The sequence below is a fragment of the Gallaecimonas xiamenensis 3-C-1 genome (assembly GCF_000299915.1).
In the GTDB taxonomy this organism is placed as follows: Bacteria; Pseudomonadota; Gammaproteobacteria; order Enterobacterales; family Gallaecimonadaceae; genus Gallaecimonas; species Gallaecimonas xiamenensis.
This window is the reverse complement of record NZ_AMRI01000022.1, coordinates 13471-39210: the sequence shown is the minus strand read 5'-3', so window position 1 is coordinate 39210 and position 25740 is coordinate 13471. Positions and strand designations below refer to the sequence as shown.

Sequence of the window (25740 nt, the reverse complement as noted above, 5' to 3'; positions counted from 1 at the left end):
CAGGCTGCCTTGGCGTTAGCTGGGCACAGCAACTGCCGAGAGGAACAATCATGGACGTCAAAACCCCAAGGCCCGGCTGGGTCAGCGCCTTTGCCTGGGTAATGCTGGTGTGGAACCTGCTGGGGGTCTTTGCCTGGGTGATGCACCTGAGCCTCACTCCCCAGGCCCTGGCCCAGTTGCCGCCGGCCCAGCAGGCCCTGTACCAGGACATTCCCCTCTGGCTGACCCTGGCTTTTGGGGTGGCGGTGCTGGCGGGCACCCTGGGGGCGCTGCTGCTGTTGGCCGGCAAGGCCCTGGCGCTACCGGTTTATGCCCTGTCCCTGCTGGGCATAGGGGTGCAGCAGTTCTACAACTTCGTGGTGATAGACAGCCTGGCGGTACTGGGCCACGGAGCCCTGGTGATGCCAAGCCTGGTGCTGCTGCTGGCCCTGGTGCAGCTGCGCATCAGTTGGCAGGGCCGGCAATTGGGCTGGCTGCAATAAAAAAGCCGCCCTAAGGCGGCTTTTTGGCAAGGCTCTGTTAGGAGCGGATCAGGTGGTCGAAGGCAGAGAGGGCGGCGGTGGCGCCGGCGCCCATGGAGATCACTATCTGCTTGTAGGGCACTGTGGTGGCGTCGCCGGCGGCAAAGACCCCGGCCATGGAGGTGGCGCCTTTGGCGTCGATGATCACTTCGCCAAAACGGGTCAGCTCGATGCCGCTTTCCTTGAGGAACTCGGTGTTGGGCACCAGGCCTATCTGCACGAAGATCCCCGCCAGTTCCAGCTGTTTGTCCTTGCCGCTGACCCTGTCCTTGTAGGCCAGGCCGTTGACCTTGCTGCCGTCACCCAGCACTTCGGTGGTCTGGGCGTTGGTGATGATATCGACGTTGCCGAGGGAGCGGGCCTTTTTCACCAGCACTTCGTCGGCGCGCAGGGTGTCGGCAAATTCCAGCACCGTGACGTGCTCGACGATACCGGCCAGATCGATGGCCGCTTCGATACCGGAGTTACCGCCGCCAATCACCGCCACTTTCTTGCCCTTGAAGAAGGGGCCGTCGCAGTGGGGGCAGTAGGCCACACCCTTGGTGCGGTACTGGGCTTCACCCGGTACTCCCAGTTCCCGCCAGCGGGCGCCGGTGGCCAGGATCAGGCTGCGGGCCTTGAGGGTGGCGCCGCTTTCCAGGGCCACTTCCACCAGATCGCCACGGCTGACCTGGGCGGCGCGCTGGCCGGTGATGATATCCACCCCGTATTCCTTTACGTGCTGCTCCAGGCCGGCGGCCAGTTTCGGGCCTTCGGTGTAGGGCACGGAGATGAAGTTTTCGATGCCGACGGTGTCCATCACCTGGCCGCCGAAGCGCTCGGCCACCAGGCCGGTGCGAATGCCTTTACGGGCGGCATAGATGGCGGCAGCGGCGCCGGCCGGGCCACCGCCCAGTACCAGCACGTCGTAGGTTTCCTTGTCGTTAAGGGCGGCGGCCTTGGCCTCGGCGGCGTTGCTGTCGACCTTGGTGACGATCTCTTCGAGGGTCATGCGGCCCTGGCCGAAGTGTTCGCCGTTCAGGTAGACGGCGGGCACGGCCATCACCTGGCGCTGGTTGACCTCGTCCTGGAACAGGGCGCCGTCAATCATCACGTGGGTGATGTTGGGGTTGAGGCTGGCCATCAGGTTCAGGGCCTGCACCACGTCCGGGCAGTTGTGGCAGGACAGGGAGATAAAGGTTTCGAAGTGGTACTCGCCCTTGAGGCTGCGGATCTGCTCGAGCAGCGCCGGATCGGCCTTGGAGGGGTGGCCGCCGGCTTGCAGCAGGGCCAGTACCAATGAAGAAAATTCGTGCCCCATGGGGACACCGGCAAAGCTGACCCTGGGGGCCTGGCCTTGGGGGGCCACGCTCATGCTGGGGCTGCGCTTGCTGTTGCTGTCGGTCAGGCCGATCAGGCTGGACATGGTGGCCAGTTCCTGAGCCAGGTCTTGCAGTTCCTGGGCTTTGGGGCTGTTGTCGGTGGACACGCTGAGTTCGATCGGCTGCTTGATGTGCTGCAGGTAGGTGTCCAGTTGCTTCTTGATATTGGCGTCTAACATGGGCGTGTCCTGTGCAAAATGCGGAATTTTGGGTGTAAAAAACCCGGCCCGCCAACCGGGTGCGCAAGCACCGCAGCGGGCCGGGTTGCTACCGGGTATTTAGATCTTGCCGACCAGGTCCAGAGAAGGAGCCAGGGTGGCTTCGCCTTCTTTCCACTTGGCGGGGCAAACTTCGCCCGGGTGGGCAGCAACGTACTGGGCAGCTTTGATCTTGCGCAGCAGGTCGGAGGCGTCACGGCCGATACCTTCGGCGGTGATTTCGATGGCTTGGATCACGCCTTGGGGGTCGATGATGAAGGTAGCGCGGTCAGCCAGACCTTGACCTTCACGCATTACGCCGAAGTTGTTGGTGATGGTGCCGGTTTGGTCACCCACCATGAAGTAGTCGATCTTGCCGATGGTCTCGGAGCTGTCGTGCCAGGCTTTGTGGGTGAAGTGGGTGTCGGTGGACACGGAGAACACTTCTACGCCCAGGCGTTGCAGTTCGTCGTAATGGTCAGCCACGTCGCCCAGTTCGGTGGGGCAAACGAAGGTGAAGTCGGCAGGGTAGAAGAAGAACACGGACCACTTGCCTTTGACGTCGGCTTCGGTGATCTCGACGAACTCGCCCCTTTTGAAGGCGGTGGCTTTAAACGGCTTGATTTCGCTGTTGATAGATACGGACATGTCGACTCCTCGATAAATGTCGTGAATGAAAGATTCCCTAAGACAGGCTCTATACTAGGTGGTTTTTCTAATCGGTTAAAATTGCAAAATACAATTGCCTGTATTGGCAAAACCGATTGAAGCCCTGAGGCCTACCTAGCTGTTTCAATGACTTGGCGCTTATTATCCCGACGCGCGGCCCTGCTGTCCCGCCAGGCTTTCCTATCATGGCAATCGCCCCATGACAGGGGCATGACCGGCCTCGGGCCAGACCTGGGGGTTGACCAGATCCCGGGGCCGCTCCCCCTTCATGGCCTGGTGGAAGTTGTCCAGGGCCCGGCGGGCCATGGCGTCGCGGGTTTCCTCTGTGGCGGAGCCCAGGTGCGGCAGCGTCACCACCTGGGGCAGGGCAAAGAGGGGAGAGGCGGCCAGGGGTTCTGTTTGATAGACGTCCAGCCCCGCGCCTCTGATCTGGCGGCTTTGCAGGGCTTCAATCAGGGCCGGCTCGTCCACCACCGCGCCCCTGGCCAGGTTCACCAGAATGGCGCTGTCTTTCATCAGGGCCAGCTCGCGGCGGCCGATGAGGTTGCGGGTCTCGGGCCCAAGTGGCACCACCAGCACCACGAAGTCCGCCTGGGCCAGCAGGTCGTCCAGGGGCAGGAAACGGGCGCCCAGCTCCGCTTCCAATTCCGGCTTGCGGCTGTTGCGGCTGTTGCCGCTGTAGAGCACCGGCATCCTGAAACCAAAGTGGCCGCGGCGAGCCAGGGCCGCCCCTATCCTGCCCAGGCCGACGATGCCCAGGGTCTTACCGTGGATATCCACCCCGAATTCGGCCGGGCCGACGGTGCGCTGCCATTGGCCGGCCTTGACCCAGGCATCCAGCTCAGGCAGGCGCCGGGCGGCGCTCATCAGCAAGGCAAAGCCCAGATCGGCGGTGGTCTCGGTCAGTACGTCCGGGGTGTTGGTAAGCATGATGCTGCGGCTGTTCAGGTAGGGAAGGTCGTAATTGTCGTAACCGACCGAGACGGAGCTGATCACTTTGAGCTGGCCGGCCTGGGCCAGCTCGGCCTCTCCCAGGGGCCGGCCTACCCCTATCATGCCCTGAACATGGGGCAGGGCGGCGGCGTATTGGCCCTGGATATCACCCTTGGGGTCGAGCTGGGTGACCTGGTAGTGGGCTTCAAGCTCTGCCAGGAAGGGCGGCTTGAGGCGGCTAAAGACAAAGACCTGGGGTTTCATGGGGCTTCCTTTGACCGGTAAAACCCCAGGGTAACGCCCGGGCTGCATCGGCGGCCAGGCCGCTGGGCCCGCGCCCAGCGCCGTTCACTGGCTTAGGTAGCCGATACGAAAGCCCCCCCAATGTTGACCCCGCACATAGATGGGAGCCGACACGTCGTGCATTACCTCGCCGGTGTCGCGCTTATAGGTCTGCAACAAAAAAGGCTCGGTATGGTTGCCGCAACGGCTGCCGGTCCTGTCGTTGAAGATGCGCTTGGTGCGGTTGCTGGCGATGTCCTTTTCCTTGTTGCCGGTCAGCGGCTGGCTGAACTGGCGGTTGTGGGTGGGAAAATAGCCGTTGATGTCCACGGCCCCGGCGTAAATGGCCCCCTGGCAGCGGCCCAGCAGCGGCTCTTGGATATCGGGGAAGAGCCGGTCGGTCAGTTGGTCGAAGGGGCTGTGGAACTTGGGCGGATCGGTGCCTTCGATGGGTTGGTATTGGAAACGGAACAGCGCCTGTTCGCTGATGGCGCCCTGGGCCATGGCTTGCTCCAGCACTTGGCCTATGGCCTCGGCCCCTTCCTGGGCCAGCCTGGCCATCTGGCTGTGCCTGTCGTCCAGCTCGCAGTGGCGCAGGGCCACGAAGATGCCTTCGGTGTGGGTGCTGAGTTCGAGGATCCGCCCCGAGGCCTCCCCTATGGCATGTTCTATGGCCCCCATGGAGCCGTGCAGGGTTTCCACCTGGTCGCCAATGCCGCTGTTGTCGCGGCCAAAGTCCTGTTGCAATGCCGCCATGGTGGTGGCGCTGTCCTTGGCCTGGGCCATGCGTTTTGAGACCTCGGCCAGTTGGGCACTGACATCTGCGGTCAGGGCCGACATACGGGTATCCACCGCCTGCAGGGCGTCCATGGCCTGGGCCACTTCCTGGGTCTGTTCCACCATGGTGCCCAGCAGCTGCTCGATGTTGCGGGTGGCCTGGCTGGTTTGCTGGGCCAGGTGGCGCACTTCCTCGGCCACCACCGCAAAGCCCCGCCCTTGATCGCCGGCCCTGGCCGCCTCTATGGCGGCATTGAGGGCCAGCATGTTGGTCTGGTCCGCCAGTTGGTCTATGGCCTGGGTAATGCCCTGGATGGAAGCGGACTGTTCCTTGAGCTTTTCGGCCTGGGCCTGGGCGCTGCCCAGCCGTTGTAATTGTTCCTCTCGAACGGCGCTGAGCTCGTTCATCTGGGCCTGACCCTGGTCGGCGGCCTGAGCGGCGGCAGCCACTTCCTGGTTGGCTTCTCGGGCTGCCTCTTGCATGGCTTGGGCCGAGGTTTCCAGCCCTTCCACCCGCTCCAGGATCAGGGCCGCTACCTGCTTTTGCTGCCCCAGGTGGGCCTTGATGCCGTCGACAAAGTGGGAGGCGTTGGCCGACTCTATGGCCATCAGGCTGGCGGCTTGGATGATGCTGTGGGCCGGCAGGTTGGAGCCCTGGCCGGGTTCGGCCAAGGGCTGCGGCTGGCGCCAAAGCCAGAACAGGGCGGCCGCTGCACCAGTGAGAACCAGGGTCCACCAGGGCGATTTGAGCAGATGGTGGCTGAGGGCAGCGGTCAGCCCCACTATCACCACCAGCAAAATGGCGGGCAGGGCGCTGCTTTTAAAGGCTCCTTGCGATGCTGACATTCTTATCCCTCTGAATGAAGCTGCTTTTTTATTAACCAGTCTAGCATCGGGTGCTGCATCTTCAGGCGCTGCTTTTTCCTTAGCTGCGTACGGCTATCACTTCGCTGCCCGGCTTGGCCAGGGCCGCATCTTGGTGCTTTTTTCTGCCCTGCCAGACACTTGCCAAAAAATGGCTGTTTTTAAATAAAGAATCTATTTTGCAGTCCAGACGTCTATCCATTTAAAAGGAAAGAAATCCCGCCATCCTCATATCCTTTTTCTCTCTAAGGCATGAAAAAAGGCTATTTCCGCTCTTTGGGCTGTCTAATTACTATCCCGGTTCCCAAGGGAGTTTCTTTTCCCGGGGCCAGGTCCTGATGTGGAGGTAAAGATGAAAAAGCCCGCCTTACCCGTTTTGGATATGAGCCAACTCAATGGCTCGGCCGAGGAACGCCTGTCCTTCCTCAAAGCCTTGCGTGGCGCGGCCCGTGACTACGGTTTCTTTTATCTGACCGGCCACGGCCTGGCGCTGGAAAAACAAAAAGCCATTCTCGATTTGGCCCGGACTTTTTTCGCCCTGCCGGAAAAAGAAAAACTGGAAGTCCAGATGGCTAATTCTCCGCACTTTCGTGGTTATACCCGCATGCAGGGTGAAATTACCCGGGGCAAACCCGATATGCGCGAGCAGTTTGATATCATGAATGAAGAAAAGGCCCTGGCCCCTGCTGTTATTCACCATGCCTGGCAACGGCTCCATGGCCCCAACCAGTGGCCGGCGGCCCTGCCGGCGCTAAAAGGCGCCCTGCTGGATTGGCAGCAGCGCCTGAGCGACATCACTGTGCTGCTGCTCAAGGCCTTTGCCGAGGCCCTGGAGCAGGACAAAGACGTCTTTGCCGACAACGTCGACGGCGGCCCCTACCAGCACATGAAGCTGATCCGCTACCCGGGCCAAACCCAGGGCAGCAGCAACCAAGGGGTAGGAGCCCACAAGGACCCTGGCTACCTGACCCTGGTGATGCAGGACGGCCAGTCCGGCCTGGAGGTACAGACCGACAAGGGCTGGGTTAGCGCCGAGCCCATCGAAGGGGCCTTTGTGGTCAATATCGGTGAGCTGTTGGAGCTGGCCTCCAACGGTTACCTGCGGGCCACCTTGCACCGGGTGGTTAGCCCGCCGGCGGGCATAGAGCGCCTGTCCTGCGCCTTTTTCATGGCGGCCCGCCTCGACAGCACAGTGCCGCACCTGGCGCTGCCGGCGCACCTGGCGGCGGAAGCCAAGGGCCCGGAAAGCGACCCGGCCAACCCCCTCTTTTTCGAGGTGGGGGAAAACGTCCTCAAAGGGCGACTGCGTTCCCACACCGATGTGGCGGCGCGCCATTACCCTGATCTGATGCGCGCCACCGCCTGAGTTTGACGGAGACAACAATGAAATTTAAAACCCTGAGCGTCCATGCGGGCCAACAGGTAGACCCCCAAACCGGCGCCCTGACCACGCCGGTTTACCAAAGCAGCACATTCAGCTACTTCACCGCCGAAGAGGGCAAGGCCCGTTTTGGCGGCCAGAACCCCGGCTTTATCTACAGCCGCTTTGGCAACCCCACCACCGCCGAGCTGGAACAAAAGCTGGCGGCCCTGGAAGGGGCCGAGGAAGCCCTGGTGGTGGCCTCGGGTATGGCGGCGGTGTCGGCCATCATGTACGCCCTGGCCGACAGCGGCGACGAAGTGGCCTTCGTGGACCCTTTGTACGGCGGTACCGACGCCTTCTTGAAGCAGACCCTGGTCAGGGCCGGCATCACAGTGACCCGTTACGGTTCAGACCAGGAGCTGCTGGACAACATCAGCGCCAACACCAAGGTGATCCTGTTTGAAACGGTGACCAACCCCAACCTCAAGGTCATCGACCCCCGTAAGGTGGTGGCGGCCGCCAACAAGGTGGGGGCCATCAGCGTCTGTGACAACACCTTCCTGACCCCTTATCTGATGCAGCCTTTGCAGCTGGGCGTCGACCTGGTGATGCACAGCGGCACCAAGTACCTGGGCGGCCACGGCGATATCATCGCCGGCGTGGTGGCCGGCCGCACTGAGCTGATGGCCAAGGTGCGCACCGTGGCCCTCAAGCATATCGGTTCCCCCATCGGCCCCCAGGAAGCCTACCTGTTGCAGCGCGGCGTCAAGACCCTGCCCCTGCGCATGGACGCCCACCTGCACAACGCCCAGCAGCTGGCTCAGTTCCTGCAAAGCCACCCCGGGGTAAAGAAAGTGGTGTATCCGGGCCTTGCCAGCCACCCCGGTCATGAGGTGCTTAAGGATGTCAGCCGTGGTTTTGGCGGTATGATCAGCATCGAGCTGGACGGCGGCTTTGGCGCCTGCGCCCGCTTCCTGGACAAGCTGGAGCTGTTTACCCAGGCGGTGAGCCTGGGGGACCTGGAAAGCCTGGCTTGCCACCCGGCCAGCACCACCCATGCCGCCATGAGCGCCGAAGCCCGCGCGGCAGCCGGCGTTAACGACGACCTGGTGCGACTGAGCATCGGCGTGGAAGACGCCGACGACCTGATTGCAGATATCCGCCAGGCCCTGGCCTGACGCCAGGCCGCCCCTTGGGGCGGTTTTTTATGGCCATGAAAAAGCCCCGCCTAAGCGGGGCTTTTTTGCGACCGGGGTTAGACGGCGACGTGCAGCCTGACCTCGATGTTGCCACGGGTGGCGTTGGAGTAGGGGCAGACCTGGTGGGCTTTTTCTACCAGGGCCTCGGCGCTGGCCTGGTCAAGGCCGGGCAGGGTGACGAAGAGGTCGATGTCCAGGCCGAAACCGCCGGGGATCTGGCCTATGCCCACTTCGGCGCGGATCTGGGTGCTGGCCGGTATCGCCACCTTGGCCTGGCCGCCCACGAATTTCAGGGCGCCGATAAAGCAGGCGGAGTAACCGGCTGCGAACAGCTGCTCGGGGTTGGTGCCGTCGCCGCCGGCGCCGCCCAGTTCTTTGGGGGTGCTCAGCTTGACGTCCAAGACGCCGTCGGAGGATTTGGCGCTGCCGTCACGGCCGCCGGTGGAAGTAGCGATGGCTTTGTAAAGTACTTGCATGGTCGTTTCCTCTTGAAGTGATTTAACTGGCTACGGGAATGATGTTATCGCGATAACTATTATCGCGCAAAGCTGTTTTGTCGATAGCCGACTGCGGCTTTTCCGATGGGCGCCCCGCGCCCATAAAAAAGGCCCCTGACGGGGCCCTTTGCGGGACGGCCTTAGTTAAGGTGGTTTTTCAGGGCCAGGCCGGCCTGGTCCATAGCGCCTTGGACGGCAGGCACCTGGCTCAGGGCGTTGAGTAGGCCGTAGTCATGGATCATGCCGTTATAGCGGATGGCGGTGACGCTGACCCCGGCCTCGGCCAGCTTGCGGCCGTAGGCTTCCCCTTCGTCACGGAGCACGTCTTTCTCGGCGGTCTGGATCATCGCCGGCGGCAGGCCCTGGAGCTGGGCGAGGCTGGCCCGCAGCGGCGAGGCGTAGATCTCGGCGCGCTCGGCGGGGCTGGTGGTATAGGCGTCCCAGAACCACTTCATCATGTTGCGGGTCAGGAAGTGGCCCTCGGCAAACTCTTTATAAGAGCCGGTATCGAAGTTGGCGTCGGTTACTGGCCACAGCAACAGCTGGAACTTGATATGGGGCGTGCCCTTGTCCTTGGCCATCAGGCTTACCACGGCCGCCATGTTGCCGCCGACGCTGTTACCGGCCACCGCCAGGTTGCTGCCGTCGACGCCGATCTCCTGGCCGTGCTCGGCAACCCAGCGGGTGGCGGCATAGGCCTGGTTGATGGCTACAGGGTAATGGGCCTCGGGGGAGGGGCTGTAATTGACGTAGACGGCGGCGGCGCCGGAGCGGCTAACCAAGTCGCGGATCAGCCGCTCGTGGGTGGGGTAGTCTCCCAATATCCAGCCGCCGCCGTGAAAGAACATGAACACCGGCAGCACCCCCTTGCTTCCCGCCGGGCGCACTATGGTCAGCTCGATATTCTGGCCGTCGGCGTTGATGGTCTTGGTGGAGACGTCGGCGGCGGGCAGTGTGGCTCCGGCCTGGGCACCGGTCAGCACGGCGCGGGCGTCAACCGGGCTCAGCTGCTCCAGGGGCTTGCCACCACCCTGTTCCAGGGTATTAAGGAATTGTTGGGTGGTGGGTTCTACCCCTTCGGAGCCGGCTGCAAAGGCGTGGCCGACACTCAGGGCAAGCAGGCTGGTGGTCAGGATGCGGTTGATGGCGTTCATGGCAATTTCCTCTCGTGGTTGATTTGGGGGCCTGGTAGCGGCCACGAGAGAAATCTTATTGTGATAATGATTATTGCGATAACTAAATTGCGCTATAACCCCTATCGTATTTTCAGATGGACTCTTGCAGGGCCCGGCGCAGCAGTTCCAACTGGCTCTTCAGGGCGACGGCATCTTCTACATTCAGGTGGCTGGCGCAGAGGATCTGCTGGGGTACCGTCTCGGCCTTGGCTTGCATGGCCCGGCCGGCTTCGGTCAAGTGCAGGTGCACCTTGCGATCGTCCTTGCTGCTGCGGCGCCGCTCAATCAGGCCCTGGCTTTCCAGGCGCTTGATCACCGGGCTCAGGGCGCCCAGATCCTGCATCAGGCGGCGGCCAAGGGCGGTGGCGGTCAGGCCGTCTTCTTCCCAGAGCACCAGCATGATCAGGTACTGGGGGTAGGTGAGGTCCAGGTCCTGGAGCAACGGCTTATAGAGCTTGCTCATGGCCAGGGACGTGGAATAAAGGGCGAAGCAGAGCTGGTTATCCAGCTTAAGTGACTCACATGCCGGCGTTTTCATGGCATACCTCGGTATTGGCCTTCAGGCAGGCAGTCTACCTTAGTCTGGGCTTATGGCCTTGCGGTAATGGCTATAACCACTATCGGACAAAACCCTTTGACAGCCTAGGTCAGATTCGCCAACGGGTGGCGAATTTACCCAATTCTAGCACTGCCTTTTCAAACTATTTCTTTGTATTACATGATGTTAATGGTTGGCAAGGTGATTGCATAGTTTGCGCTGTCAGAACAAGGAGACTGCAATGAACAATAAGAACCTGGTCAAACTCGCCGCCGCTGCCCTGCTGGTATTGCCCCTTTCTGCCTGTGTGGTGATCGCCGACGGTGACAACGACGACAGGGGCAACAGCAGCCACACCAAGCTGGAGCGCCAGAACCGGGACGCTATCGCTGGCCTGTCCACCGGCATGAGCCGGGCCGATGTGGTCACCCGCCTGGGTACCCCGGAATTCGACGACCAGCTCACCGACGGCCACCGGGTGCTGTTTTACCGCACCCAGCGTAAACACGGTGACGGCATGACCAGCAGGGACGAATGTACGCCGCTGATTTTCGATACGGATAAACTGATCGGGTGGGGCGATCTGGCCCTGCAACGCCTTTAATCGCAACAGTTAACGGAGGTCACAGGGATGGACGGAACTACCATGGTCGTGGCCATAGTCGCCTTAAGTGTCGGCTTTGGCACCCTCTACGATGCCTATGTGCGTCGCTTGAAGCTGCAGGAAACCCGCATCAAGGCCGAGAGCCAGAATGGTGCAGGCAACCAGGCGCTACAGGAAAAGATCGCCAAGATGGAAGAGCGGATCCGGGTGTTGGAGGCCATCGTCACCGACGAAGGCTACCAGTTGTCCAACAAGATCCGGGAGCTGGACCCGGCCTCCAAAGCTTCATGAAAAAAGGCGCCCCAGGGCGCCTTTTTTGTCAGCCGCGACCGGCCTTGGTCATCATCCGGGCTATGCCGTCCATGGCGCTGGACACCCCGGCCAGGGACCAGCCCCCATCCACCGGCAGGATCACACCGCTAATATAGCTGGCCAGGGGCGAGGCCAGGAACAGGGCGGCATTGGCCAGGTCGGCGGGGCTGCCGTTGCGCTTAAGGGGCACCGAGTCTTCCACCATGGCGGTCAGCTCGGGGGTGGGGGCCAGGCGGGCCATGCCCTCGGTGCCGGCGATGGGGCCGGGCACCAGGGAGTTGACGCGAATGCCCTCTGGGCCCCATTCCATGGCCAGGGTGCGGGTGATCATGTCGACACCGGCCTTGGCGGCGCAGACATGGACCTGCAGCGCCATGGGCACATAGGCCTGGGGCGCGGAGATATTGATGATAGCGCCTGGGCGAGCCAGGTGAGGGTAGGCCCCCTTCATGACGTTGAAGGTGCCTTGCAGGTCGATATCGGCCACCGCCTTGAAGCCATTGGCGGACAGGTCCTTGGCCGGGGCCGGGAAGTTACCGGCGGCGCCGCTGACCAGCACGTCGATGGGCTGACCAAAGCGAGCCTGGGCTTCCTTGAAGATCGCCGCCACCGCCTCGGCGTCACGGACATCGACACTAAAACCAAAGGCCCCTTGGCCCAGGGTGGCCACGGCTGCGTCTACTTTGTCCTGGCTGCGGCTGGCCACAGCAACACGGGCCCCGGCCTTGGCAAAGCCCTGGGCAATACCCAGGTTTATGCCGCTGGTACCGCCCATTACAAACACTGCCTTACCGGTAAAATCAAAAGACATGGGTTATTCCTCTCTCCCAACAAGTCATACCAGTTTAACGGGCTGCGCGTCTTCTAACCAGTTGCACATTAAGGGCTTTTCTTATGACGGTTTTCCCCTATAATCGGTGCTCCTCGCGGGTGTAGTTCAATGGTAGAACGGCAGCTTCCCAAGCTGCATACGAGGGTTCGATTCCCTTCACCCGCTCCAGAATCCATAAAAAAGCCGCCCAGTGGGCGGCTTTTTTGCGTTTGGCTTTCAGCCACCGACCAGCACAGTGGGGTTACCGACCACGATAACGCCGCTGTGATCGGTGCTGTCGCCCATGCGGGCGGCTTTCTTGCCGTTGATAAGCACGGTGCCTGAACCGCTTTTGACCTTGTCCGGCGGCCCGACGCAGACCAGCATATCGCCGACCCGGGCGGCCGGCAGATTGCCAATCAGCACATTGGAGGAGCCCACCACTATAGGGCCGCCCACGTGGGGAACCGTGCCCGTGGTCTTGGGGCAGACATGCATATGGGTGATGGTGGCGGCGGGTTTGCCCATGCTTGCATCCTTTCTGTCTGGGAGGGGATCTTGGCATCTGGCCTCCTGGCCTTTGCCTTGGAATTTGGCAGATCCGCCTATTGAGCGTAATTTAGGCAGATGCAAGACCCGGCTCAACTGCATGGCGTCTATCAGTGTTATACAAAGTGCCTTGCCTGGTGCCCAGTCGATGGAGTGAAAATGAAGATAGGTGAATTGGCCCAGGCGTCTGGGGTCAGCGTCGATACCCTGCGCTTTTGGGAAAAACAGGGGCTGCTCAAGGCCAACAGGGGTGGCAACGGCTACCGCTATTACGACCAGGGCAGCATCCACACCCTTAACTTCGTGCTGGCCATGAAGTCCTTGGGTTTTGCCTTGGAAGACATTCGCGAGTTGCTGGAGATCCGGGTCGACAAAGACAGCCACACCTGCGCCGAGGTCAAAAGCGTGGCCCAAGGGCAATTGCAGCAGGTTGAAAAGCGCCTGGCCCAGTTGCAAAAAATCCGTGGGGCCTTATCGGCCATGATTGAAGCCTGCCAGGGTGGACAGGCCCAGGCACAGCATTGTTCCATATTGGAAACCCTGGAAGCCCAGAATCAACTCCTTTGAGCCCTGGTCGCACCCAAGCGGCCGCTGGTCGCAGGCTGTTAAAAAAATGCTGTGACTTGTATGGCGAATATGGCGCGAATCGCAGTCTACGCCTTGGCGCCGTAAAGGGTGGGCGGTATTATCGGGGCGCAAGGAAGGAAAAAGTAAGGCCGGAGCGGCTGGAACCATAGCGCTGTGAAGCGGTCCCCGGATAGCACGTGCCGCGATATTGCAAGAAAAAAGCATCTGTCAGCCCTGCGCAACCAGGAATGCCTTTTGCTTTTGCGGCGTGACCCTTTAGGGTCAAGGCGATTTATCCGGCGGGCTATTATGGGTAGACTGGTTAATCTAACCGGCTCAAATCTAAAGCGAATCGCCCCAACGGGAGCCCCCAAGGGAGTTGGAGCCTGAATGTCCAAAAAATCCTTAGAACAATTTTTCTCGCGTCCCCAGAATCTGCCTCAGATCCCCCAGGTGGTAAAGGATCTGATTGCAACCTTTAACGATCCGGACACGGATGTACGTACCGTGGCCAAGAAGATCGGTATGGACGCCGTGATCACCGCCAAGACGCTGCGCCTGGCCAACTCGGCCCGATACGGCCGTTCCCGCCAGGTGGCCACCGTCAATGAGGCGGCGGTACGCCTGGGCCTGGATGTGCTGCGCAACATGGTGTTGGCCGCCGGCCTGGTGGATATCTACCCCAGCGTGCCCCATTTCGATCTCAAGGAATTCTGGCGCCAATCATTCTGCGTCGGCGAACTGTGCCGCCTGCTGTCCAGCAAGGCCCAGTGTGACAGTGAGCTGGGTTTCACCTGCGGCATGCTGCACAACATAGGTGAGCTGATCATCCATGCCACCGAGCCGGAACTGGCTGCCGAGCTGGACGAACGGGTTGCCGCTGGCGAGGCCCGTGCCTATGCCGAGCATGCGGTGCTGGGCTTTACCTATGCCGAAGTGGGTGCCGAGCTGTCCAGCCGCTGGCTGTTCCCGGACGTGATCCAACTGGCTATCCGCAACCAGCGGGTACCGCTGCTGGCCGAGCCTTTCAGCCAGTACGCTGCCCTGGTATACATGGCCGCCTATCTGCAGCGCCATGAAGAGCTGAGCGAAGACACGCCGGTGGACTGGCCTTTGCAGCTGGCCATCAAGCTCAAGATTGATTGGAACTTCGCCCGGGAAGCCTGGCTCAAGGTCAAGGAAGAAGGCTCGGCCTACTCCATGCTCTTGGAAAACTGAGGCTCCATCAAAAAGCCCCTCCGAGGAGGGGCTTTTTTTATGCCTATTGAGGGGCGACCTGGTCCAGGGTCTTTAGGAACTGGACCGGTTTTTGAAAGCCGGTAACCCTAAGATCCTGGCGTTCCTGGCCGTCAGGACCGAAGAACAAGATGGTGGGCAGGCCCAGGATGGCGAAATGGTCCATCATCGCCACCTGCTCGCTGGTGCTTTCGGTGACGTCGGTCTGCAGCAGCACCATATTGGCAAAACGGGCTTTGACCCCGGGGTCGGAGAAGGTGTACTTCTCGAACTCCTTACAGGCCACACACCAATCCGCATAGAAGTCCACCATCACCGGCTTGCCGCTGGCGGCCGCCTCGGTGATGGCGGCCTGCATTTCCGCCAGGTTTCTCACCTTCTTGAAATGGCCGGCCTCCTGTTGCACAGGGGCGCTGGCGGGGGCTTGCTCGAACAGGGTGCGATAACCGAGCATGGCGCCGGCAAAGAGCCCCAGGAAGGCCACCAGGGTGCGAACCCCTTTCCAGAAGCCCGGTTGGGTGCTGCTGTTGGCTTGGGCCAGGAAGGCAAAGGTAACCAGCAGCCAGGCGGCCCAGGCCAGTAAGGCCCAGTGGTCCGGTACCAGGCGGCCCAGCAGCAGCAGCGGCACCGCCAGCAGGATAAAGCCGAACAGGTGTTTGATGGTTTCCATCCAGGCGCCGGCCCTTGGCAGCCACTGGCTGCCGGTAGAACCGATCAGCATCAGTGGCAGGCCCATACCCAGGGACAGGGCATAAAGAGCCAGGGCGCCCAGCAGCAGGTCACCGCTCTGGGCTACAAATAGCAGGGCACCGGTCAGGGGGGCGGTGGTGCAGGGGCTGGCCACCAGGCCGGAGATCACCCCCATCACCAATACCCCGGGCACCGAGCCGGCCTTTTGCTGGTTGGAGAGGGCGTTGAGCCTTTCCTGCAGCCCGGAGGGCAGTTGCAGGTTAAGGCCGCCGAACATGGCAACGGCCAGCAGCAAGAACAGCAAGGACAGGCCAATCAGCACCGCCGGGTGCTGGAAGGCGGCCTGCACCTGGGCACCGGCGCTGGCCACAATCAGGCCAAGGGCGGTATAGGTGATGGCCATGCCCTGCACATAGATGAAGGACAGCCACATGGCCCGGCGGGTGGTCAGCTGCTTACCGGCGCCGGCAATGATGCCGGTCAATATGGGATACATGGGGAAGACGCAGGGGGTAAAGGCGATCAGCACCCCGGCGCCGAAGAAAGCCAGCAGGGTCAGGCCCAGGCTGGACCCGGCCAGCATCTGGGCCAACTGGTTTTGTTCGCTGACAAAGCCTTGCTCAGGTGCCGTTGCCGCCGGCGCCTCAGCCACCACAGGGTCCACCGGTACCGTTTTACGGGTCGGGGGGTAGCAAAGGCCATCGTCGGCGCAGCCCTGGTAGCTCACCACCACAGTGGCGCCGGGCTGGATGTCGCTCAGCGGCAGGGTCAATTGCACCTGGCCGTAAAAGACCTGGGTCTGGCCGAAGAACTCGTCGTAGTGGTCCTGCCCTTGGGGCAGGGCCAGCTCGCCAAGGGTGAGGCCCTTGCCGTCTACCTTGAATTTGGCCTTATACAGGTAGTAGCCGTCGGCCGCCGTCCACTCCAGCAGCAGCTGGTCGCCGTCCTGTTGGAAATTAAACTGGAAGGCCTGGTCTACCGGCAGGAACTGGGGCTGGTCGGCCAGCAGTTGGTCGGCCTTGGGTAGGGGAATAGCGCCGGCCTGGACGGCCAATGGCAGGAGCAACAGCAGGGATAACAGCAGTTTTTTCATCACGGGCTTACAACCTCTTCAAGCCAAGTCAGGTAACGGCTATCGCCCGCGCTGACCGGCAGAGCCAGGATTTCAGGAATGTCATAAGGGTGCAAGGCACGGACCCGCTCGGCCAGGGCCTCGAAATGAGGGAGGTTGCTTTTAATGACCAGTTGGACTTCGGTGTCGTCACACAGCTGGCCTTGCCAAAGATAGAGAGAGCGGACCTTGGGGATCAGATTGACGCAGGCGGTGAGCCTGGCTTCCAGTAAGGTCTTGGCCAGGGCCAAGGCGCTGGCCTCGTCCGGGCAGGTGCACAACACCACCAGGGCCTGGGTCATGTTCATCTCCTATCGGAACTATGGCGCTACATTAACCCTTTGTCTTCGGCTACAAAAGCCAAAGGGCAAGGGCGCCGGGCTTGAAAATGGACCCGGGCGCCCCCAGATTTCTTGCAAGCCCTTATAAGGAGGCCCCATGTTCGGCCGACTGTTCCTGCTTTTTCTGGTTATCCCCTTTATCGAGATCACCTTGCTGATCAAGCTCGGCGGCCTGATCGGTGCCTTGCCCACCATTGCCTTGATGATCATCACCGCCATTATCGGCGCCAAGCTGGTGCGCCAGGCGGGCCTGGCCACCTGGATGGAGGCCCAGCGCCGCATGGCGGCCGGTGAAGTGCCCGGCCAGCAAATCTGCGAAGGCCTGGTATTGCTGATCGCCGGTGTGATGCTGGTGACCCCGGGCCTTATCACCGACGCTGCCGGTATCGCCCTGCTGTTGCCGGCCTTGCGTCGTAAGCTGGCGGCCCAACTCAGTAAGCGCATGGTGGTGCAAACTGCTGCTGGCTCCATGGGTGGCGGTTTTGGCCAGCGCCCAGAGGGCAACCAGACCATCGAAGGCGAGTTCGAGCGTAAGGACTGAAAATTTTTTTCGCCCAGCCCTTGGAAAGCCTGACCGGGCGCCCCATATGGGATGACATAACAGGATTGGGCCAGCGAAGGCCTTTATCAAAAACGTTCAGACTTAAACGTCTAGGAGACTTTCAGATGAAACTGCGTCCGTTGCATGACCGCGTCATCGTCAAGCGCATCGAAGTTGAAGCCAAATCCGCTGGCGGCATAGTGCTGACCGGCTCTGCCGCTGAGAAATCCACCCGTGGGGAAGTACTGGCCGTAGGCCAAGGCCGCGTCCTGGACAGCGGCGAGGTTAAACCCCTGGATGTGAAAGTCGGTGACAAGGTGATTTTCAACGACGGTTACGGCGTGAAGACCGAGAAGCTCGACGGCCAAGAAGTGCTGATCATGAGCGAAACCGACATCCTGGCGATCGTCGAAGGTTAATCTCCCCCGTTTCAACTCGTTTTTGAGAGGAATTTAGAAAATGGCTGCAAAAGAAGTCAAATTCGGTAACGACGCCCGCGTCAAAATGCTCAAGGGTGTGAACATCCTGGCCGACGCCGTCAAAGTCACCCTGGGCCCCAAAGGCCGTAACGTGGTGCTGGACAAATCCTTCGGCGCGCCGCTGATCACCAAAGACGGTGTCTCCGTTGCCAAGGAAATCGAACTGGAAGACAAGTTCGAAAACATGGGCGCCCAGATGGTCAAGGAAGTGGCTTCCAAGGCCAACGACGAAGCCGGTGACGGTACCACCACCGCCACCGTACTGGCCCAGTCCATCGTTAACGAAGGCCTCAAGGCCGTTGCCGCCGGCATGAACCCCATGGATCTTAAACGCGGCATCGACAAGGCCGTGATCAAGGCCGTGGAAGAGCTCAAGGCCCTGTCCGTGCCCTGCGCCGACTCCAAAGCCATCGCCCAGGTCGGTACCATCTCTGCCAACTCCGATGAAACCATCGGCAACATCCTGGCCGAAGCCATGGACAAAGTGGGCAAGGAAGGTGTTATCACCGTTGAAGAAGGCCAAGGCCTGCAAGACGAGCTGGACGTGGTTGAAGGTATGCAGTTCGACCGTGGCTACCTGTCTCCCTACTTCATCAACAACCCCGACAACGGCTCTGTTGAGCTGGACAGCCCCTTCATCCTGCTGGTGGACAAGAAAGTCTCCAACATCCGTGAAATGCTGCCCGTGCTCGAAGGCGTTGCCAAGTCCGGCAAACCCCTGCTGGTGATCGCCGAAGACGTGGAAGGCGAAGCCCTGGCCACCCTGGTGGTGAACACCATGCGCGGTATCGTCAAGGTTGCTGCCGTTAAAGCTCCTGGCTTTGGCGACCGCCGTAAGGCCATGCTGCAAGATATCGCCATCCTCACCGGCGGTACCGTGATCTCCGAAGAGATCGGCATGGAACTGGAAAAGGCCGGCCTGGAAGAACTGGGTCAAGCCAAGCGCGTGGTGATCACCAAAGACGAGACCACCATCATCGACGGTATCGGTGAAGCCGCCGCCATCGAGGCTCGCGTCAAGCAGATCCGCGCCCAAATCGAAGAGTCCACTTCCGACTACGACAAAGAAAAACTGCAAGAGCGCGTGGCCAAGCTGGCCGGCGGTGTTGCCGTTATCAAAGTCGGCGCCGCGACCGAAGTGGAAATGAAAGAGAAGAAAGCCCGCGTTGAAGACGCCCTGCACGCCACCCGCGCCGCAGTGGAAGAAGGCGTGGTACCTGGCGGCGGCGTAGCCCTGGTGCGCGTTGCCTCCAAGATCACCGAACTGACCGGTGACAACGAAGACCAGAACCACGGCATCAAGATCGCCCTGCGCGCCATGGAAGCCCCGCTGCGCCAGATCGTCGCCAACGCCGGTGGTGAAGCCTCCGTTATCGCCGCCAAGGTCAAAGACGGCAGCGCCAACTTCGGCTACAACGCCGGTAACGACACCTACGGCGACATGCTGGAAATGGGTATCCTGGATCCCACCAAGGTCACCCGCTCTGCTCTGCAGTTCGCCTCTTCCGTGGCCGGTCTGATGATCACCACCGAAGCCATGGTCACCGAACTGCCGAAGAAAGATGCCCCGGCAGCCCCCGATATGGGCGGCATGGGTGGCATGGGCGGCATGATGTAATGCCCGCTCACTGAGCCTTGAAAAACCCCGCTTCGGCGGGGTTTTTTATTGGTCGCATGGTGCCGGGGCAGGCATTGCTTTTATCCATTAAGCCTGTAACGCCTGAGTTTTTTTCGGTTAAGCCAAGGTTTAGTCGAACCTGCTTCAATTGCGCATGATTTAACCAAAGTTCATGGAAGAGGACGATGCGACCTTGGCTCTGGCTGCTGCTGCTGATCTTGGTTTTTCAGCACGGTGACAGCCTTAAAGACATGGCCCAAAGCCACCAGCTGTGGCCCTTCGAGGGGGCTAAGGCCAAACTCTATACCAACGACTGGTGTCCGGCCTGCCTGCGCACCGACAGTCTGCTTGAGGAACTCGAGATACCGGTGGACAGGGTAAACCTGGACTATGCCCTCGAGGCCTCTCAGGTCGAGCAGCGTTACGGCCGGGGTAACCTGCCGATCCTGGTGATAGGGGATCAGGTGATCCGGGGCTTTGCCCCTGACCGTACCAAAGAGGCCTGGCATCAAGCCAAGGCCAAGGGATTTTGGGCGGGGATGACCGACAATGACGATCTCTGAATTTAAAGCGATGCTGGCCAACGGCTTCAAGCCGCCGGTGGAAGTGGTCGCCACCGAAACCATCATCTACCAGCTGCGGCTGCGCCTGGGCGAAAAGATCTTATGGATCACCCAAGGCGGCAGCGCGCCGCTGCGTTTTGTGTCTGCCTCCCAAGCTTGCCGTTGGCTCTGGGACCTGGGCATCAGGAAAGCCACCCTGGTCACCGAAGGCTACTGCGATGCCGAAGTGGGTGGTGGCAGTGACCCAGGCCTTAGCCACCTGCTTTCCTTTCCCGACCGCCCCTGAGCCAAGCTCCTTCTGGACAGGGGCCAGCCTTTAGCGGACACTGCGCTGCCAACAAGGCAGGTAAATGAGGAAAGGGCAGTGGCACTGGGTGCAACCATCTACAAGGCGCAATTGAACATCAGCGATCTGGAACGGCATTACTACGCCGAACACCCGCTGACCCTGGCATGCCACCCTTCGGAAACCGAGACCCGCCTGATGGTGCGGCTGCTGGCCTTTATCGCCAATGCCGATGCGGACCTGGCCTTTACCAAAGGCATCAGCACCGACGACGAACCGGATCTGTGGCTCAAGGCCCCGGACGGCCGTATCCTGTTGTGGATAGAGCTGGGGGAACCCACAGTCAAGCGCATCAAGCAGGGCCTGTCCCGGGCCGAGAAGGTGCTGGTCTATTCCTACGGCGCCCGGGGCGCCGAGCAATGGTGGAAGCAATTTGGCGATGAGATCAAGGCCCTAAGGCGCCTGGAGGTCTTTAACCTCGGCTTTGAGCAGTTGCCGGCCCTGGCGGCCTTTGCCCAGAAGAACATGAGCCTGAGCGCCACCTTGATGGAAGGCAGCTGGTTGCTGACCGACGGTGAGCGCTCGGAAGAGTTTCGTATCGACCGCTGGCTTTAAGACGCCGGCCATGAAAAAGCCCCGCTTAGGCGGGGCTTTAGCGTTTTTAGAAGCGGTATTGCAAGCCCAGGCCAAAGTTGCGCCCCGGCTGGCTGTATCGCTCCAGATTCTGGCTCTGGGTACTGAGGGTACGTACTTCACTCCAGACCCAATACTGTTTGTCGAACAGATTGTAGAGGCCAGCCGACAACCGCAGCCTTTCCAGAGGCTGATAGTAGGCGGTCATGTCTACAGTGGTGAAACTGGACGTAGCCAGCCATTGGTTGGCGGTGCTGATGTCGCTGCGTTTTTTGCGCGCAGTCCAAGTCAGGTTGAGGCTGGCGCCCCACTGGCCGGTTGGCGCGTCGTAGTCCAGGCCGCTGAATAGCTGCAAGGGCGAGATAGAATCCAATGGCTCGTCATCGCCGGTGTTTTCGCCTTCGGCGTAAGCCACGGCGCCCTTAAGGGCCAGGCCGTCCAAGGTGCTGCCCCAGAATGCCGCCAAATCCAGGGCGCCTTTGAACTCGAAACCCTTGATGCGGACCTTGTCCAGGTTCATGGCGGTGAACTCCCCCAGGCTGTATTCGGGGCTGGCTCCTAGGGGTACCTGGCTTTCGATAAAGTTGCGGTAATGGTTGTCAAAGAAGGCCAGCTCGGCCTGGCCCTGGGTGCCGCTCAGGCGTAGGCCCAGCTCGGCAAAGGTGCTTTGCTCCGGTTTGAGATCCGGGTTGGGCCTGATGATGTAGGAAAACTGGTTACCACCGAAGCTGACGTTGTTTTCGTAGTAGTAATAGAGGTTGTTGATGGTGGGGGCACGAAAGCCGCTGCCGTAACGGCCAAAGAGGCCAAGGCCGCTCGCCAGTTGCCACTCGAAACCCAACTGGCCGGTCAGTTTACTGTTCTTACTGTCGCCCCAGTCGGCCACATATTGGTCGGCCTGAGTCTGGTAATGGTAGTGGTCGTAGCGCAGGGCCGGCAGCAGCGCAAAGTCCTCGCTCAGCTGCCAGTGGTCTTCCATATAGAGGCCGACAATATCCCCGTCCGCCTTGGGGGAGAAGCGGCTGCTATCGGTTTGGCCATCTACCGTATTGCGATTGAGGTTTTCGTATTCCTGGCGCTGGTAGCTGGCACCGTAACGCAGTCGGTGGTTGTCCAGTTGCTTGGCCAGATCGGCCCGGCCCTGGTAGCCCCGCTGGTCGTAGAAACGGTTCACAAAACGATGACTGCTGGCACTGTCGACCAGGGTACCGTTCTCGGTGCGGGTTTTCTGGAAGTCCAGCTGCCAGTGGAGCTGGTCAAAAAACAGCTGTTCTGCGGCTAGATCCTGGAAGAGGCCAACACGGGTACGCTGGATGTCGTCGTCAGAGCGATGCAGGGCTTCGGCCGTGCTCTCCGAATAAAGATCAATCTTGGAGCGGCCTTTAAAGTGCTCGGCAACCAGCCCCAGCCGGTTGTCTGCGCCCAACTGCCAGACCAGTTTACCGAGCAGGTTGTCGGATTGGGTGTCGGCCGGGTTGACGGCGCCGCGCCCGGGGCCCCTGTCGTCGCTGCCGCCACCGTGGTTGTCGGTCTCCTTGCCGTCGCGGCGGCTGTAGACCAGCAAGGATTCCAGGTCTCCGATGCGGTTGGCCAGGGTGGCGGTTTCGCTAAAGCGCTCAGAATCGCTGCGATAACTGGCTTGGAGCAGCAGTTGGCTGTCATCCCCCTGGGCCTTGAGGTAGTCGGCGGCTTCCTTGGTGCGAAACTGCACCACGCCCCCCAAAGCTCCCGAGCCGGCGCTGACATTGCCGCCTTTGATGATGGTCATCCGTTGCAGGGCATCAAGATCCACCGTATTACGCCCCGACTGCAGGTAGGTGGTGGTGGGGCCATAGCTGTCCGCCAGTTCGACACCGTCAACCAGGATCTTGACCCTGTCGCCGTCCATACCCCTGATGTTGATGCTGCCAATACCAAAACGCTCATCACGGGTGACAGTCACACCGGGTTCGTAGCGCAGCACGTCGCTCAGATCGGTGCTGAGGTTACGGCGGATCTGCTGCTCATCGATAACGACGCTGCTGGCGTCGGGGTGGATGGCCGGGCTTCTTTGGCCCTGTACTGTGATCCGTTCCAGGCTGTCATCCGGTGCCTGGGTAAGGTTTTGATCATTGGCCAGGGCCTGGCTGACGGCGCAGCTCAGAGCCAGCAGGGTCCAGTGGGCAGGCGATTTCATGGCGTGTGATTCCCTTGTTCAGCAAAGTGCCAAGGGAGACTACCATTTTACAAATGATAATCAATATCAATTGCATTTGTTTCTTGCTAATAAAGTCAGGCGCCTTGTCTGTGGCGCCAGGTGCAGCCATTAAAAAACCCCGCTTAGGCGGGGCTTTTTTTAGACCTCAAGGTCGATGTGCGCACCCATGGCGCCACTGGGGGCCGGTGGTGCCTGCATCGTTTGAACCTGGGCGGCGCTTTCAATCAGGTCCAGGGCCATGGCCCCTTCACGGCGAATTTGCTCGTTGCCGAAACGGGCCGCTAGTGCCTCGTATTCGCCGCTGACTTGTACGCTGTTGACGTTCATTGTTCCCCCATCAGGGATTCGGCGATGTCGCCGGGTTCCAGTTCCAGGCCCTCGAGTTCTTCGTTCCAGTCGGGACCGACCAGGATGTCGTCCTCGGCCAGGTTGGGCAGCCACAGGCCCACGAAGTCGGACAGGCTGATGCGCTCGGCTTGGTAGTCGGCCCACTGGTCGACACAGTGGCGCTGGGCGTCCGCCTTGTTGGACCAAAACGGCATGACCTCGGCGTCTTCGAACTCGGCCGAATCACAAACAACCCAGCCTTCTTCACAGCTCAGGCTCCACAGTTCGCCGGTCTGCTGGATGGTCTCAAGGAAGGTGTCGTAACTTTTTTGCCATTGGGTCATGGGGGGGATCCTTAAAGAGGGGACGGCGACATTATCGCCTTAAAAGCAGGGTGTTGCGCGATTATTTTTCGCCGCCTGTTAAGGGTGGGCCCTCTGTCACACCCCGCTTTCGGTTATGCCGAGTTCTGCCACCAAGCGGGCCAGCCAGTCACTGAAACAGCGCAGGCGCTGACTGGGGTGGCGGTTGGCAGGGTAGAGCAGGGCCAGGGCCATGGGCGGTGGCGGGGTCTTTGGCAGCACCTCCACCAGTAGCCCCTTGGCCACCTGCTCTTCAAGGTCATAGCGCGGCCCCTGGATAAGGCCGAACCCGGCCAGGCCGGCGGCCACATAGGCGTCGGCGCCGTTGGTGCTCAAGTCAAAAGGCAGCATGCGGGTCTGGCATTGGCCGGCCAGGGTGAAATCCAGAGGCTCGATACGGCCACTTGAAGGCAGGGCATAGGCCACCATGCGGTGCCCGGCCAGTTGGTCGAGGTCCAACGGAGTGCCGAAGCGGGCCAGATAACCTGGGCTGGCCAGGGTGGCCTGGGGCATCTGGCCCAGGTTGCGGGCCCGCAGGTTACTGTCTTTTAAGGGGCCGGCCCGCAGCACCGCGTCCACCCCTTCTTTTACCGGGTCTATGGGCTGGTCGGCTATGGTCAGTTGCAGGGCGATCTTGGGGTAGCGTTGGTGAAAGTCGGCCAGATGCGGGATCACCACCAGCCGCGCCAGGCGGGTGGGCAGGTTGATGCGCAGTACGCCGCTTGGGGCCTTGTTCGGCAGGAACAAGCCTTCCAGCTCGTCCCAATCCGCCAGCAATTGCCGAGCCTTGTCGACAAAGGTTTCCCCTTCCGGGGTCAGGCTAACCTGGCGGGTGGTGCGCACCAGCAGTTGGGTCTTTAGTTGGGCTTCCAGGCGCTGCACCGCCTGGGTGACGGTGGAGCGGGGCAGGTTGAGGCTGCTGGCAGCCTGGGTGAAGCTGCGGGCCTCACAGACCCGAAGGAAGATGCCAAGGGTTCGAAAGCGGTCCATAGATTGTTCGTGATTTACAAACAGTAAAACCCTTATGCCGGTGTTTATCCCAATCGTCAACAGGGCCATGCTAGGCACCTGACGCAAGGAGGTTGCAATGAAACAACGTCAATTGGGGGCCAATGGGCCTTTGGTATCGGCCCTGGCCTTGGGCTGCATGGGTATGAGCGAGTTCTATGGTAATGGCGATGACCGCGAGTCTTTAGCCACCTTGGATCTGGCTCTGGAACAGGGGCTCAACTTTTGGGATACCGCCGACATTTACGGTCCTTACAGCAACGAAACCCTGGTGGGCCAGGCCCTTAAAGGGCGGCGTCAGCAGGTTTTCCTGGCCAGCAAGTTCGGCATAGTGCGGGACCCGACCGATCCCGGCAAGCGGGGGGTAAACGGCCGCCCTGACTATGTGCGCAGTTCTGTCGAAGGCAGCCTCAAGCGACTGGGTACCGACCACATCGACCTTTACTACCAGCACCGAATGGATCCGGCGGTACCGGTGGAGGAAACCGTGGGGGCCATGGCCGAACTGGTCAAGGAGGGCAAGGTCCGTTACCTGGGGCTGAGCGAAGTGGACGCCGCCACCTTGCAACGGGCACACAAGGAACACCCCATCAGCGCCGTGCAAAGCGAGTACTCTCTATGGACCCGCGACCCCGAGCGCCAGGTGCTGGATTGCTGCAGCGAATTAGGGGTGGGTTTTGTGGCCTACAGCCCCCTGGGGCGCGGTTTTCTGAGCGGCGCCATTCGCTCGGTAGAGGATTTTGAACCCGGTGATTTTCGCCGCTCCAATCCCCGCTTTATGGGGGAGAACTTCCAGAAGAACCTGGCGTTGGTGGATGCGGTTAAGGCCCTGGCCGATCATAAAGGGGTCAGCCCCAGCCAGTTGGCCCTGGCCTGGTTGTTGGCCAAGGGCGAGCACCTGGTGCCTCTTTTTGGCACCAAGCGCCGCCGTTACCTGCAAGACAACCTGGGGGCTCTGTCGGTTAACCTGAGCCCCGGGGAGCTGGCTGAAATTGAGGCGGTGTTTCCGACAGGCGCTGTCGCCGGCAGCCGGTACAGCAGCGAAGTGATGGAGCTGTTGCCGCAATAAGTGGCAAGGGCAGGTAACGCCTGCCCTTCTATACTCCATGGGCCAATCACCGCAAGGAGC

General features: G+C 60.9%; 29 protein-coding genes and 1 tRNA gene. 15 read left to right on the top strand and 15 right to left on the bottom strand.

Annotated features, from left to right (window positions below; translation table 11 throughout):
- Positions 1–50: 50 nt before the first annotated feature.
- Positions 51–482, top strand: a complete 432-nt coding sequence (locus B3C1_RS14510; RefSeq protein WP_008485737.1) for a hypothetical protein — start codon at positions 51–53, stop codon at positions 480–482.
- Between the two features lie 37 nt (positions 483–519).
- On the opposite strand, the gene ahpF is transcribed toward B3C1_RS14510, so the two are convergent.
- The 4 genes from ahpF to B3C1_RS14490 all read right to left on the bottom strand — a co-directional run bounded on the left by ahpF (position 520) and on the right by B3C1_RS14490 (position 5586).
- Positions 520–2061, bottom strand: coding sequence for an alkyl hydroperoxide reductase subunit F (gene ahpF, locus B3C1_RS14505; protein ID WP_008485735.1), 1542 nt, complete (start codon positions 2059–2061; stop codon positions 520–522).
- A gap of 99 nt (positions 2062–2160) precedes the next feature.
- The gene (gene ahpC, locus B3C1_RS14500; RefSeq protein ID WP_008485734.1) at positions 2161–2727 is read right to left on the bottom strand and encodes an alkyl hydroperoxide reductase subunit C; all 567 of its coding nucleotides are present in this window, start codon (positions 2725–2727) and stop codon (positions 2161–2163) included.
- Positions 2728–2931: 204 nt separating this feature from the next.
- Positions 2932–3945, bottom strand: coding sequence for a 2-hydroxyacid dehydrogenase (locus B3C1_RS14495; protein ID WP_008485733.1), 1014 nt, complete (start codon positions 3943–3945; stop codon positions 2932–2934).
- An 84-nt stretch (positions 3946–4029) separates the two neighbouring features.
- Entirely contained in the window at positions 4030–5586 is a 1557-nt protein-coding gene (locus B3C1_RS14490) for a methyl-accepting chemotaxis protein (RefSeq protein ID WP_008485732.1), read from the bottom strand.
- 370 nt (positions 5587–5956) lie between these two features.
- On the opposite strand from B3C1_RS14490, the gene B3C1_RS14485 reads away from it, so the two are divergent.
- Together B3C1_RS14485 and B3C1_RS14480 are read left to right on the top strand one after the other, a co-directional pair.
- Positions 5957–6970, top strand: coding sequence for an isopenicillin N synthase family dioxygenase (locus tag B3C1_RS14485; RefSeq protein ID WP_008485731.1), 1014 nt, complete (start codon positions 5957–5959; stop codon positions 6968–6970).
- 17 nt (positions 6971–6987) lie between these two features.
- A complete protein-coding gene (locus B3C1_RS14480; RefSeq protein WP_008485730.1) occupies positions 6988–8145 on the top strand; it encodes a trans-sulfuration enzyme family protein in 1158 nt (385 codons plus the stop codon).
- A gap of 77 nt (positions 8146–8222) precedes the next feature.
- On the opposite strand, the gene B3C1_RS14475 is transcribed toward B3C1_RS14480, so the two are convergent.
- From B3C1_RS14475 to B3C1_RS14465, 3 genes are all read right to left on the bottom strand, one after another.
- Positions 8223–8642 (bottom strand): organic hydroperoxide resistance protein, encoded by a 420-nt coding sequence (locus tag B3C1_RS14475; protein WP_008485729.1) that lies wholly within the window; start codon positions 8640–8642, stop codon positions 8223–8225.
- Positions 8643–8803: 161 nt separating this feature from the next.
- The gene (locus tag B3C1_RS14470; RefSeq protein WP_008485728.1) at positions 8804–9817 is read right to left on the bottom strand and encodes an alpha/beta hydrolase; all 1014 of its coding nucleotides are present in this window, start codon (positions 9815–9817) and stop codon (positions 8804–8806) included.
- Positions 9818–9929: 112 nt separating this feature from the next.
- Positions 9930–10376 (bottom strand): MarR family winged helix-turn-helix transcriptional regulator, encoded by a 447-nt coding sequence (locus tag B3C1_RS14465; RefSeq protein WP_008485727.1) that lies wholly within the window; start codon positions 10374–10376, stop codon positions 9930–9932.
- A gap of 241 nt (positions 10377–10617) precedes the next feature.
- Here B3C1_RS14465 and B3C1_RS14460 point away from each other — a divergent pair, with 241 nt between their 5' ends.
- Positions 10618–10980 (top strand): DUF3192 domain-containing protein, encoded by a 363-nt coding sequence (locus B3C1_RS14460; RefSeq protein WP_008485725.1) that lies wholly within the window; start codon positions 10618–10620, stop codon positions 10978–10980.
- A gap of 27 nt (positions 10981–11007) precedes the next feature.
- On the top strand, positions 11008–11271 hold the full coding sequence (locus tag B3C1_RS14455) for a hypothetical protein (protein WP_035482310.1): 264 nt from the start codon (positions 11008–11010) through the stop codon (positions 11269–11271).
- 28 nt (positions 11272–11299) lie between these two features.
- On the opposite strand, the gene B3C1_RS14450 is transcribed toward B3C1_RS14455, so the two are convergent.
- Positions 11300–12103, bottom strand: a complete 804-nt coding sequence (locus B3C1_RS14450) for an SDR family oxidoreductase (protein WP_008485723.1) — start codon at positions 12101–12103, stop codon at positions 11300–11302.
- 115 nt (positions 12104–12218) lie between these two features.
- On the opposite strand from B3C1_RS14450, the gene B3C1_RS14445 reads away from it, so the two are divergent.
- Positions 12219–12292: transfer RNA gene (locus B3C1_RS14445), tRNA-Gly, on the top strand.
- Between the two features lie 48 nt (positions 12293–12340).
- Here the strand turns inward: B3C1_RS14445 and B3C1_RS14440 are convergent.
- A complete protein-coding gene (locus B3C1_RS14440) occupies positions 12341–12631 on the bottom strand; it encodes a PAAR domain-containing protein (protein ID WP_008485722.1) in 291 nt (96 codons plus the stop codon).
- A 180-nt stretch (positions 12632–12811) separates the two neighbouring features.
- Between B3C1_RS14440 and zntR the strand changes: the two genes are divergently transcribed.
- Complete coding sequence (gene zntR / locus B3C1_RS14435) at positions 12812–13219, top strand: Zn(2+)-responsive transcriptional regulator (protein WP_008485721.1); 408 nt, start codon at positions 12812–12814, stop codon at positions 13217–13219.
- Positions 13220–13609: 390 nt separating this feature from the next.
- On the top strand, positions 13610–14437 hold the full coding sequence (locus tag B3C1_RS14430) for an HDOD domain-containing protein (RefSeq protein WP_008485720.1): 828 nt from the start codon (positions 13610–13612) through the stop codon (positions 14435–14437).
- A gap of 43 nt (positions 14438–14480) precedes the next feature.
- Here the strand turns inward: B3C1_RS14430 and B3C1_RS14425 are convergent, their stop codons facing one another.
- On the bottom strand, positions 14481–16238 hold the full coding sequence (locus tag B3C1_RS14425) for a protein-disulfide reductase DsbD (RefSeq protein WP_008485719.1): 1758 nt from the start codon (positions 16236–16238) through the stop codon (positions 14481–14483).
- Positions 16238–16558, bottom strand: a complete 321-nt coding sequence (gene cutA / locus B3C1_RS14420) for a divalent-cation tolerance protein CutA (protein ID WP_008485718.1) — start codon at positions 16556–16558, stop codon at positions 16238–16240. The genes B3C1_RS14425 and cutA overlap by 1 nt, the downstream gene beginning before the upstream one ends.
- A 136-nt stretch (positions 16559–16694) precedes the next feature.
- Here cutA and B3C1_RS14415 point away from each other — a divergent pair, with 136 nt between their 5' ends.
- The 6 genes from B3C1_RS14415 to B3C1_RS14390 all read left to right on the top strand — a co-directional run bounded on the left by B3C1_RS14415 (position 16695) and on the right by B3C1_RS14390 (position 20699).
- Positions 16695–17138: an FxsA family protein gene (locus B3C1_RS14415; protein ID WP_008485717.1), complete on the top strand. Its 444-nt coding sequence runs from the start codon at positions 16695–16697 to the stop codon at positions 17136–17138.
- 125 nt (positions 17139–17263) lie between these two features.
- The gene (locus B3C1_RS14410) at positions 17264–17557 is read left to right on the top strand and encodes a co-chaperone GroES (protein ID WP_008485716.1); all 294 of its coding nucleotides are present in this window, start codon (positions 17264–17266) and stop codon (positions 17555–17557) included.
- A gap of 40 nt (positions 17558–17597) precedes the next feature.
- On the top strand, positions 17598–19235 hold the full coding sequence (gene groL, locus B3C1_RS14405; protein WP_008485714.1) for a chaperonin GroEL: 1638 nt from the start codon (positions 17598–17600) through the stop codon (positions 19233–19235).
- A gap of 185 nt (positions 19236–19420) precedes the next feature.
- The gene (locus tag B3C1_RS14400; RefSeq protein ID WP_008485712.1) at positions 19421–19798 is read left to right on the top strand and encodes a glutaredoxin family protein; all 378 of its coding nucleotides are present in this window, start codon (positions 19421–19423) and stop codon (positions 19796–19798) included.
- Positions 19785–20084, top strand: coding sequence for a hypothetical protein (locus B3C1_RS14395; RefSeq protein ID WP_156804561.1), 300 nt, complete (start codon positions 19785–19787; stop codon positions 20082–20084). The genes B3C1_RS14400 and B3C1_RS14395 overlap by 14 nt, the downstream gene beginning before the upstream one ends.
- Before the next feature lie 78 nt (positions 20085–20162).
- Positions 20163–20699: a YaeQ family protein gene (locus B3C1_RS14390; protein ID WP_008485710.1), complete on the top strand. Its 537-nt coding sequence runs from the start codon at positions 20163–20165 to the stop codon at positions 20697–20699.
- Between the two features lie 46 nt (positions 20700–20745).
- Here the strand turns inward: B3C1_RS14390 and B3C1_RS14385 are convergent, their stop codons facing one another.
- The 4 genes from B3C1_RS14385 to B3C1_RS14370 form a co-directional block, all read right to left on the bottom strand.
- Positions 20746–22893, bottom strand: coding sequence for a TonB-dependent hemoglobin/transferrin/lactoferrin family receptor (locus tag B3C1_RS14385; protein ID WP_008485709.1), 2148 nt, complete (start codon positions 22891–22893; stop codon positions 20746–20748).
- 159 nt (positions 22894–23052) lie between these two features.
- Positions 23053–23241, bottom strand: a complete 189-nt coding sequence (locus tag B3C1_RS14380; RefSeq protein WP_008485708.1) for a hypothetical protein — start codon at positions 23239–23241, stop codon at positions 23053–23055.
- Positions 23238–23585, bottom strand: a complete 348-nt coding sequence (locus tag B3C1_RS14375) for a DUF2750 domain-containing protein (RefSeq protein WP_008485707.1) — start codon at positions 23583–23585, stop codon at positions 23238–23240. The genes B3C1_RS14380 and B3C1_RS14375 overlap by 4 nt, the downstream gene beginning before the upstream one ends.
- Before the next feature lie 96 nt (positions 23586–23681).
- Positions 23682–24593 carry a LysR family transcriptional regulator gene (locus B3C1_RS14370; protein ID WP_008485706.1) on the bottom strand — a complete coding sequence of 304 codons (912 nt, stop codon included), beginning with the start codon at positions 24591–24593 and terminating at the stop codon, positions 23682–23684.
- Between the two features lie 97 nt (positions 24594–24690).
- On the opposite strand from B3C1_RS14370, the gene B3C1_RS14365 reads away from it, so the two are divergent.
- The gene (locus tag B3C1_RS14365; RefSeq protein ID WP_008485704.1) at positions 24691–25680 is read left to right on the top strand and encodes an aldo/keto reductase; all 990 of its coding nucleotides are present in this window, start codon (positions 24691–24693) and stop codon (positions 25678–25680) included.
- Positions 25681–25740: the final 60 nt, after the last annotated feature.

Excerpts from the sequence above, each read along its gene's own strand:
- B3C1_RS14510 (WP_008485737.1), top strand. The coding sequence starts at position 51 with ATGGACGTCAAAACCCCAAGGCCCGGCTGGGTCAGCGCCTTTGCCTGG.
- ahpF (WP_008485735.1), bottom strand. The coding sequence starts at position 2,061 with ATGTTAGACGCCAATATCAAGAAGCAACTGGACACCTACCTGCAGCAC.
- ahpC (WP_008485734.1), bottom strand. The coding sequence starts at position 2,727 with ATGTCCGTATCTATCAACAGCGAAATCAAGCCGTTTAAAGCCACCGCC.
- B3C1_RS14495 (WP_008485733.1), bottom strand. The coding sequence starts at position 3,945 with ATGAAACCCCAGGTCTTTGTCTTTAGCCGCCTCAAGCCGCCCTTCCTG.
- B3C1_RS14490 (WP_008485732.1), bottom strand. The coding sequence starts at position 5,586 with ATGTCAGCATCGCAAGGAGCCTTTAAAAGCAGCGCCCTGCCCGCCATT.
- B3C1_RS14485 (WP_008485731.1), top strand. The coding sequence starts at position 5,957 with ATGAAAAAGCCCGCCTTACCCGTTTTGGATATGAGCCAACTCAATGGC.
- B3C1_RS14480 (WP_008485730.1), top strand. The coding sequence starts at position 6,988 with ATGAAATTTAAAACCCTGAGCGTCCATGCGGGCCAACAGGTAGACCCC.
- B3C1_RS14475 (WP_008485729.1), bottom strand. The coding sequence starts at position 8,642 with ATGCAAGTACTTTACAAAGCCATCGCTACTTCCACCGGCGGCCGTGAC.
- B3C1_RS14470 (WP_008485728.1), bottom strand. The coding sequence starts at position 9,817 with ATGAACGCCATCAACCGCATCCTGACCACCAGCCTGCTTGCCCTGAGT.
- B3C1_RS14465 (WP_008485727.1), bottom strand. The coding sequence starts at position 10,376 with ATGAAAACGCCGGCATGTGAGTCACTTAAGCTGGATAACCAGCTCTGC.
- B3C1_RS14460 (WP_008485725.1), top strand. The coding sequence starts at position 10,618 with ATGAACAATAAGAACCTGGTCAAACTCGCCGCCGCTGCCCTGCTGGTA.
- B3C1_RS14455 (WP_035482310.1), top strand. The coding sequence starts at position 11,008 with ATGGACGGAACTACCATGGTCGTGGCCATAGTCGCCTTAAGTGTCGGC.
- B3C1_RS14450 (WP_008485723.1), bottom strand. The coding sequence starts at position 12,103 with ATGTCTTTTGATTTTACCGGTAAGGCAGTGTTTGTAATGGGCGGTACC.
- B3C1_RS14440 (WP_008485722.1), bottom strand. The coding sequence starts at position 12,631 with ATGGGCAAACCCGCCGCCACCATCACCCATATGCATGTCTGCCCCAAG.
- zntR (WP_008485721.1), top strand. The coding sequence starts at position 12,812 with ATGAAGATAGGTGAATTGGCCCAGGCGTCTGGGGTCAGCGTCGATACC.
- B3C1_RS14430 (WP_008485720.1), top strand. The coding sequence starts at position 13,610 with ATGTCCAAAAAATCCTTAGAACAATTTTTCTCGCGTCCCCAGAATCTG.
- B3C1_RS14425 (WP_008485719.1), bottom strand. The coding sequence starts at position 16,238 with ATGAAAAAACTGCTGTTATCCCTGCTGTTGCTCCTGCCATTGGCCGTC.
- cutA (WP_008485718.1), bottom strand. The coding sequence starts at position 16,558 with ATGACCCAGGCCCTGGTGGTGTTGTGCACCTGCCCGGACGAGGCCAGC.
- B3C1_RS14415 (WP_008485717.1), top strand. The coding sequence starts at position 16,695 with ATGTTCGGCCGACTGTTCCTGCTTTTTCTGGTTATCCCCTTTATCGAG.
- B3C1_RS14410 (WP_008485716.1), top strand. The coding sequence starts at position 17,264 with ATGAAACTGCGTCCGTTGCATGACCGCGTCATCGTCAAGCGCATCGAA.
- groL (WP_008485714.1), top strand. The coding sequence starts at position 17,598 with ATGGCTGCAAAAGAAGTCAAATTCGGTAACGACGCCCGCGTCAAAATG.
- B3C1_RS14400 (WP_008485712.1), top strand. The coding sequence starts at position 19,421 with ATGCGACCTTGGCTCTGGCTGCTGCTGCTGATCTTGGTTTTTCAGCAC.
- B3C1_RS14395 (WP_156804561.1), top strand. The coding sequence starts at position 19,785 with ATGACGATCTCTGAATTTAAAGCGATGCTGGCCAACGGCTTCAAGCCG.
- B3C1_RS14385 (WP_008485709.1), bottom strand. The coding sequence starts at position 22,893 with ATGAAATCGCCTGCCCACTGGACCCTGCTGGCTCTGAGCTGCGCCGTC.
- B3C1_RS14380 (WP_008485708.1), bottom strand. The coding sequence starts at position 23,241 with ATGAACGTCAACAGCGTACAAGTCAGCGGCGAATACGAGGCACTAGCG.
- B3C1_RS14375 (WP_008485707.1), bottom strand. The coding sequence starts at position 23,585 with ATGACCCAATGGCAAAAAAGTTACGACACCTTCCTTGAGACCATCCAG.
- B3C1_RS14370 (WP_008485706.1), bottom strand. The coding sequence starts at position 24,593 with ATGGACCGCTTTCGAACCCTTGGCATCTTCCTTCGGGTCTGTGAGGCC.
- B3C1_RS14365 (WP_008485704.1), top strand. The coding sequence starts at position 24,691 with ATGAAACAACGTCAATTGGGGGCCAATGGGCCTTTGGTATCGGCCCTG.